Origin of the sequence: Ferrovibrio sp. (assembly GCF_036381655.1) — a bacterium.
Lineage (GTDB): Bacteria > Pseudomonadota > Alphaproteobacteria > Ferrovibrionales > Ferrovibrionaceae > Ferrovibrio.
The window spans coordinates 24,286-31,235 of record NZ_DASVCJ010000045.1; the positions used below are offsets into that span (position 1 = coordinate 24,286).

Here is a 6,950-nt window from a genome sequence, read left to right on the forward strand (position 1 = left end):
CGGCTTAATCACTTGGTCAGCACGCGGCTGACCGCCTTCTGCCAGCCGGCATAGAGCTGCTCGCGCGTGGCCTTGTTCATGCGCGGCTCGAAGCGGCGGCCGAGATTCCAGGCATAGGCCACCGCATCCAGGCCGCCATAAACGCCGGTGGCCAGTCCGGCGAGATAGGCCGCGCCCAGGGCGGTGGTTTCGATCACCTTGGGCCGCTCGACCGCGACATCGAGCATGTCGGCGAGGAACTGGCAAAGCCAGTCATTGGCCACCATGCCGCCATCGACGCGGATCGCCGTCGGCGGCTGCGCGCCATCGGCCTTCATCGCGTTGGTGAGGTCGCGCGTCTGATAGGCGACCGATTCCAGGGTCGCCCGCGCGATATGCTCGAAGCCGGTATCCAGCGTCAGGCCCAGGATGGCGCCGCGCGCATCCGGATCCCAGTAGGGCGCGCCCAGGCCGACGAAGGCCGGCACCAGATACACGCCGTGGCTTTCCGGCACGCTGGCGGCCAGGGTCGCCGTTTCGGCGGCGTCCTTGACGCAACGCAGCCTGTCTCGCAGCCATTTCACGGCGGCGCCGGCGACGAAGATCGAGCCCTCGAAGGCATAGGTCGGCTTGCCGTCAAGCCGGTAGGCGACCGTGGTCAGCAGGCGATGCTCGGAAGCCAGCGGCTTGTCGCCGATGTTGAGCAGCGCGAAGCAGCCGGTGCCGTAGGTCGATTTGACCATGCCGGGCGCGAAACAGGCCTGGCCGAAGGTGGCGGCCTGCTGATCGCCGGCGATCCCGGCGATCGGCAAAGACTGGCCGAGGATATCCGGCGTGCTCGCGCCGAAGATGCCGCTGCAATCCTTCACCTCGGGCAGCATTTCGCGCGGCACGTCGAAAATCTCGCACAGCGTCGCATCCCAATCCTGCTTGTGGATGTCGAACAGCATGCTGCGCGAGGCGTTGGTGGCGTCCGTCGCATGTACCCTGCCGCCGGTGAGCCGGAACAGCAGGAAACTGTCGATGGTGCCGAAGCAGAGTTCGCCCTTCTCGGCCCGCCGGCGCGCGCCGGATACGTTGTCGAGCAGCCAGGCGATCTTGGTGGCCGAGAAATAGCTGTCGATCAGAAGGCCGGTCTTGCCCTGCACCAGCGTGCCGGCGCCATCGGCGACCTTGCGGCGGCAGAGTTCGGCGGTGCGGCGGTCCTGCCAGACGATGGCGCGGTGGATCGGCCGGCCGCTGTCGCGCTCCCAGACCACCGTGGTTTCGCGCTGGTTGGTGATGCCGATGCTGGCGATGTCATGTGCGCTCAGATTGGCGCGCGCGACGGCCTCGCGCATGACGCTCTGCACGTCGCGCCAGATTTCCTCGGCGTCATGCTCGACCCAGCCATCGGCCGGATAATGCTGGGTAAGCTCCTTCTGCGCGATGGCGACGACCATGCCGCGCGCGTCGAAGACGATGGCGCGCGACGAGGTCGTGCCCTGATCGATGGCGAGGACGTATTGCGGCGCCGCCATGGTTCAGGCCGCGCTCTGCCGACAGCCTTCGGCCTTGAAGACGCGCTTGGTGCTGGCCGGGTATTTGGCCAGCAGCCGCGCCGGACGGATCGGCCGGGGCGCGAAATTGCCGCCGCAATTCGGGCAGACGCCGCCCAGCGCGCCTTCGGCGCAATCGCGGCAGAAGGTGCATTCGAACGTGCAGATCATCGCATCGCCAGCCGCCGGCGGCAGGTCGCGGTTGCAGCATTCGCAATTGGGGCGCAACTCGAGCATGGCCTATTGTCCTTTCGCGATTTGCACGGCCTTTTCGGCGATGGCGATAATGCCATCCCAGTCGCCGGCCGCAACCTTGTCTTTCGGCGCCAGCCAGGAGCCGCCGGCGGCGAAGACATTGGGCAGCGCCGAATAGGCCGCGAGATTGGCTTCCGAGATGCCGCCGGTCGGGCAGAAACGCACCTCGGGAAACGGCCCGGCGAAGCTTTTCAGCGCCGCGATCCCGCCGGCGCTCTCGGCCGGGAAGAACTTGAAGCGGGTAAAGCCATGATCCAGGCCGCCCATGATCTCGCTGGCGGTGGCGGCGGCCGGAATGAACGGCAGGCCGGTCTCCTTCGCGGCGGCATAAAGCGGCTGGGTGGCGCCCGGCGCGATCACGAAACGCGCGCCGGCAAGCTGGGCGGCGGCGAATTGCGACGGATTGAGCACGGTGCCGGCACCGACGATGGCGCCCGGCACGCCCTGGGCGATGCGACGGATCGCCTCCAGCGCCGCGGCCGAGCGCAGGGTGATCTCCAGCACCGGACAGCCGCCGGCCACCAAAGCCTGCGCCAGCGGCACGGCCTGCGCGGCATCCTCGATGACCAGCACCGGGATGAGCGGCGCGCCCTGCATCAGGCTGTCGACGGCGGCGGCACGGTCGATGGTTTTCTGGCCGATGGCTTTCTCCGACATGGCTCCTCCCGTTTCCGTCTTATTTAGACTCATTCTTCCGCCTCATGCCACGCCTTGGGCGCGGCAGCCATGAGTTGTTTTTCTGCGGGCGGAAGGAACTCGCGGATGGCCTGTCCGCGGCGGCGGAACGGGGATAGCGCCTGACTATTCCCTCAGCCCGCCGGCCTTGAGGATGAAATCGGCGATTTCGGCGACGCCCTGCTGCGCCTTCAGGTTCGAGAAGATGAAAGGCCGCGCACCGCGCATCTTCCTGGCATCGCGGTCCATCACCTGCAGCGAGGCGCCGACCAAGGGCGCGAGGTCGATCTTGTTGATCACCAGCAGATCCGAGCGGGTGATGCCCGGCCCGCCCTTGCGCGGGATCTTGTCGCCGGCCGAGACGTCGATGACGTAGATGGTGATATCGGCCAATTCGGGCGAGAAGGTCGCGGCCAGATTGTCGCCGCCGGATTCGACGAAGACGATGTCGAGGCCGGGAAACCGCCTCTGCATCTCGGCCACGGCGCCGAGGTTGATCGAGGCATCCTCGCGGATCGCGGTATGCGGGCAACCGCCGGTTTCGACCCCGGCGATGCGCGACGGATCGAGCGCGCCGGCGCGGGTGAGGAATTCGGCATCCTCCTTGGTGTAGATGTCGTTCGTCACCACGGCGATGTTCCAGTCGTTGCGCAGATGACGGCAGAGCCGCTCGACCAGGGCCGTCTTGCCCGAGCCGACCGGGCCACCGATTCCCACTCGCAGGGTATTCGCGCTCATGATCGGAACAGCCTCGTATACTGGGTTTCGTGCATCATCGAAGCGATATCCACCATCATCGCCGCCGTGCCGCATTCGTCGATCTCGCAGGCGCGCGCGCAGGGCACGACGCTGTCGACCACCAACATAAGCGCCTGCAGCGCGCGCTGGCCGTCGGTCTGGCCGAGCGGAATCAGCCGCACGGCCGCCGAAACGAGGTTGGCGGCGAAGGCATGCAGATAGGCAGCCAGAACGGCATTCAGTTCCAGGCGATGCGCGGCGGCCGCCACGCCGATGGCGATGCTGAGCGCGACAGGCTTATCGGCGCGCATCGCGGCGAAGGCTTCCAGCGGCGCGGCGCCCCAGGCCGCGCGCGTGATGGACAGGAACGAGCCGCCCTGCTGGCTGCTTTCCAGCGCGGTCTCCTGCGTGCCGCGCCAGGCCAGCGCGAGATCGGCCAGTTCGTCGAGCCGCTGCGCATCCTCGGCGGCGGCATAAGCCTCCTTCAGCAGCACGGCATCGACCCAGCCCGCGCCATGGCGCAGGATATGGCCGATCCAGGCGGCAAGCGTCGCCACGTCCCTGATATGACCGACCTCGACCGCCTGTTCGATGCCGTGGCTGTAGGAAAAGGCGCCGATCGGATAGCTCGGCGAGAACCAGGCCAGCAGGCGATAAAGCTCAGTGGTCGTGGTCATGATGGTGATGGCCGTGGCCATAATGCGAACCGAGGCCGTAGGGATGCGCCGGGTCGTGATTATGCTGGCCGTAGGCGCCGCCTTCGGGATCGAAAGGGGCTTCGATATGGCGCACCGCGGCACCGAGGCCCTTCAGCATATCGACGATGACGTGATCGTCGCGGATGAGAATGCGGTCGCCATGAATCTCGGCCGGCAGGTGGCGGTTGCCCAGATGCCAGGCAAGCCGCGCCAGCAATTCAGGAAGCTCCGCGCGCACCTCTACCAGGGGCTCGGGCGCGGCGCGGACTTCGATATAGCCGCCGCCCTCGAGCTTCAGCCCATCGCCATGACGCAGAACGCTCGCTTCGGCAAGATCGAGCAGGAAGGCGGTGCCGTCATCGGCGGTCAGCCGGATGCGGCGGCGATGGCGGTCGTGATGCGCGAGGGTGACCGTGGCCCTGCATTCGGAGGCGGGCCAGCGGTCGGCGGGTATGACGGAGGAGGCTTTCAACATCTCTCAGAACAGGAAATACCGTTGCGCCAGCGCCAGCTCCCTGGCCGGCTCGCAGGTAAGAAGCTGGCCATCGGCACGCACGACATAGGTCTCCGGATCGACCTCGATCCTGGGCATGTAATTATTGTGCACCATGTCCTTCTTGCCCACCCTGCGGCAGCCCTTCACCGCCACCAGGGGCCGCTGCAGGCCGTATTTCTCCGCAATGCCGGCCTCGATACCCGCCTGGCTGACGAAGGTGAGGCTGGACTGCACCCTGTTGCGGCCGAAGCTGGCGAACATCGGGCGGTAATGCACCGGCTGCGGCGTCGGGATCGAGGCATTGGGATCGCCCATCGGCGCGGCGGCGATGCTGCCGCCCTTCAGCACCATGTCGGGCTTCACGCCGAAAAAGGCCGGCGACCAGATCACCAGATCGGCGAACTTGCCGGCTTCCACGGAGCCGATCTCGTGCGCCACACCATGCGCCAGCGCCGGATTGATCGTGTATTTGGCGATGTAGCGCCTGGCGCGCAGATTGTCGTTGTCGCCGGTCTCCTCAGGCAGCCTGCCGCGCTGCTTCTTCATCTTGTCGGCGGTCTGCCAGGTGCGGATGATCACCTCGCCCACCCGGCCCATCGCCTGGCTGTCGGAGGACATCATCGAGAAGGCGCCGAGATCGTGCAGGATATCTTCCGCCGCAATGGTCTCGCGCCGGATCCGGCTGTCGGCGAAGGCGACGTCTTCCGGAATTTTCGCATCCAGGTGATGGCAGACCATCAGCATGTCGAGATGCTCGTCCACGGTGTTGACCGTGTAGGGCATGGTCGGATTGGTGCTGGACGGCAGCACATTGGCCAGTCCCGCCAGCCTGATGATATCGGGCGCATGGCCGCCGCCGGCCCCTTCGGTATGGAAGGCGTGGATGGTGCGGTGCCCGAAGGCAGCGATGGTATCCTCGACGAAGCCGCTTTCATTCAACGTATCGGTATGGATCGCCACCTGGACATCGTGCTGTTCGGCGACGCTCAGGCAATTGTCGATGGCAGCCGGCGCCGTCCCCCAATCCTCGTGCAGCTTGAGACCGCAGGCGCCGGCGGCGACCTGCTCGATCAGGGCATCGGGCAGCGAAGCGTTGCCCTTGCCGAGGAAGCCGAGATTCATCGGGAAGGCCTCCGCCGCCTGCAGCATGCGCATGATATGGAACGGCCCCGGCGTGCAGGTGGTGGCTGCGGTGCCGGCGGCAGGACCGGTGCCGCCGCCCATCATGGTGGTCACGCCCGAATACAGCGCCTCCTCGATCTGCTGCGGGCAGATGAAATGGATATGCGCATCGAAGCCGCCGGCGGTGACGATCTTGCCCTCGCCGGCAATGGCTTCCGTGCCGGGGCCGACGACGATATCGACGCCGGGCTGCACATCGGGATTGCCGGCCTTGCCGATGGCGGCGATGCGCCCGTTTTTGATGCCGATATCGGCCTTGACGATACCCCAGTGATCCAGGATCAGCGCATTGGTGATCACGGTATCGACTGCGCCGGCGGCATCGGTGGCCTGGCTCTGTCCCATGCCGTCGCGGATCACCTTGCCGCCGCCGAACTTCACCTCCTCGCCGTAGGTGGTGAAATCCTGCTCGACCTCGACGATCAGATCGGTATCGGCGAGCCGGAGCTTGTCGCCCAGCGTCGGCCCGTACATGCCGGCATAGGCCGAACGGGGGATGCGTGCCATGATCTGTTCCCCTCTTCTCAATCCTGGGGCGGGAGCGTGCCCATGACCTCGGCGCGGAAGCCGAAGACGGCGCGTGTGCCGGCATAGGCCACCAGGGTCACCGTCCGCGTCTGGCCCGGCTCGAAGCGCACGGCTGTGCCGGCGGGAATATCCAGCCGCATGCCGCGCGCTTTCCCGCGGTCGAATTGCAGCGCCGGGTTTGTCTCGAAGAAATGATAATGGCTGCCGACCTGGATCGGCCGGTCGCCGGTATTGGCAACCTCGAGGGTCACGGTGGGACGGCCGGCGTTCAGCTCGATATCGCCGGGTGCACAGATGATTTCACCGGGAATCACGCGGACGCTCCTATCGGATCGGGTTGTGAACGGTCACCAGCTTGGTGCCGTCCGGGAAGGTCGCCTCGACCTGGATTTCGTGGATCATCTCAGGCACGCCCGGCATCACCTGCTCGCGGGTCAGCACCTTGGCGCCATCCTGCATCAGCTCGGCGACGGAGCGGCCGTCGCGCGCGCCCTCGACGACGAAGTCGGTGATCAGCGCCACGGCTTCGGGATGGTTGAGCTTCACGCCGCGCTCCAGCCGGCGCCGCGCCACCACGGCCGCCATGGCGACCAGCAGCTTGTCCTTCTCGCGGGGCGTCAGATTCATGCCGCGCGCCTCCCCTTTCTCGATGCCGGGCGATCAGACGGTAAGATACCGGCGGACATCAGGGTCATCCAGCCCATCCGCATCGCCGGCGACCACGACCTCGCCACGCTGCAGCAGGATGAAGCGGTCGGCCAGTTCCCTGGCGAACTCGAAATACTGCTCGACCAGCACGATCGCCATGGTGCCGCGATCGGCCAAACTGCGGATGACGCGACCGATATCCTTGATGATGGA

General features: G+C 66.4%; 9 protein-coding genes and 1 pseudogene. All 10 read right to left on the reverse strand.

Annotated elements, in window-relative coordinates; all coding sequences use genetic code 11:
• Positions 1–8: 8 nt before the first annotated feature.
• Positions 9–1,499 carry a glycerol kinase GlpK gene (glpK, locus tag VF194_RS09255; RefSeq protein ID WP_330890260.1) on the reverse strand — a complete coding sequence of 497 codons (1,491 nt, stop codon included), beginning with the start codon at positions 1,497–1,499 and terminating at the stop codon, positions 9–11.
• Between the two features lie 3 nt (positions 1,500–1,502).
• Complete coding sequence (locus VF194_RS09260; protein ID WP_330890262.1) at positions 1,503–1,754, reverse strand: DUF1272 domain-containing protein; 252 nt, start codon at positions 1,752–1,754, stop codon at positions 1,503–1,505.
• 3 nt (positions 1,755–1,757) lie between these two features.
• Positions 1,758–2,429 (reverse strand): bifunctional 4-hydroxy-2-oxoglutarate aldolase/2-dehydro-3-deoxy-phosphogluconate aldolase, encoded by a 672-nt coding sequence (locus VF194_RS09265; protein ID WP_330890264.1) that lies wholly within the window; start codon positions 2,427–2,429, stop codon positions 1,758–1,760.
• Between the two features lie 144 nt (positions 2,430–2,573).
• Positions 2,574–3,185 (reverse strand): urease accessory protein UreG, encoded by a 612-nt coding sequence (ureG, locus tag VF194_RS09270; protein WP_330890266.1) that lies wholly within the window; start codon positions 3,183–3,185, stop codon positions 2,574–2,576.
• Positions 3,182–3,862: an urease accessory protein UreF gene (locus VF194_RS09275; RefSeq protein ID WP_330890268.1), complete on the reverse strand. Its 681-nt coding sequence runs from the start codon at positions 3,860–3,862 to the stop codon at positions 3,182–3,184. The genes ureG and VF194_RS09275 overlap by 4 nt, the downstream gene beginning before the upstream one ends.
• Entirely contained in the window at positions 3,846–4,358 is a 513-nt protein-coding gene (locus VF194_RS09280; RefSeq protein ID WP_330890270.1) for an urease accessory protein UreE, read from the reverse strand. Before VF194_RS09280 ends, VF194_RS09275 begins: the two co-directional genes overlap by 17 nt.
• A 3-nt stretch (positions 4,359–4,361) precedes the next feature.
• Entirely contained in the window at positions 4,362–6,068 is a 1,707-nt protein-coding gene (ureC, locus tag VF194_RS09285; RefSeq protein WP_330890271.1) for an urease subunit alpha, read from the reverse strand.
• A gap of 17 nt (positions 6,069–6,085) precedes the next feature.
• On the reverse strand, positions 6,086–6,403 hold the full coding sequence (locus tag VF194_RS09290; protein WP_330890273.1) for an urease subunit beta: 318 nt from the start codon (positions 6,401–6,403) through the stop codon (positions 6,086–6,088).
• Between the two features lie 10 nt (positions 6,404–6,413).
• On the reverse strand, positions 6,414–6,716 hold the full coding sequence (locus VF194_RS09295) for an urease subunit gamma (protein ID WP_330890275.1): 303 nt from the start codon (positions 6,714–6,716) through the stop codon (positions 6,414–6,416).
• Between the two features lie 33 nt (positions 6,717–6,749).
• Positions 6,750–6,950, reverse strand: a pseudogene (locus tag VF194_RS09300) (ABC transporter ATP-binding protein); the annotation flags it as partial.

Coding starts and splice junctions, on each gene's coding strand:
- glpK (WP_330890260.1), bottom strand. CDS start 1,499: ATGGCGGCGCCGCAATACGTCCTCGCCATCGATCAGGGCACGACCTCG.
- VF194_RS09260 (WP_330890262.1), bottom strand. CDS start 1,754: ATGCTCGAGTTGCGCCCCAATTGCGAATGCTGCAACCGCGACCTGCCG.
- VF194_RS09265 (WP_330890264.1), bottom strand. CDS start 2,429: ATGTCGGAGAAAGCCATCGGCCAGAAAACCATCGACCGTGCCGCCGCC.
- ureG (WP_330890266.1), bottom strand. CDS start 3,185: ATGAGCGCGAATACCCTGCGAGTGGGAATCGGTGGCCCGGTCGGCTCG.
- VF194_RS09275 (WP_330890268.1), bottom strand. CDS start 3,862: ATGACCACGACCACTGAGCTTTATCGCCTGCTGGCCTGGTTCTCGCCG.
- VF194_RS09280 (WP_330890270.1), bottom strand. CDS start 4,358: ATGTTGAAAGCCTCCTCCGTCATACCCGCCGACCGCTGGCCCGCCTCC.
- ureC (WP_330890271.1), bottom strand. CDS start 6,068: ATGGCACGCATCCCCCGTTCGGCCTATGCCGGCATGTACGGGCCGACG.
- VF194_RS09295 (WP_330890275.1), bottom strand. CDS start 6,716: ATGAATCTGACGCCCCGCGAGAAGGACAAGCTGCTGGTCGCCATGGCG.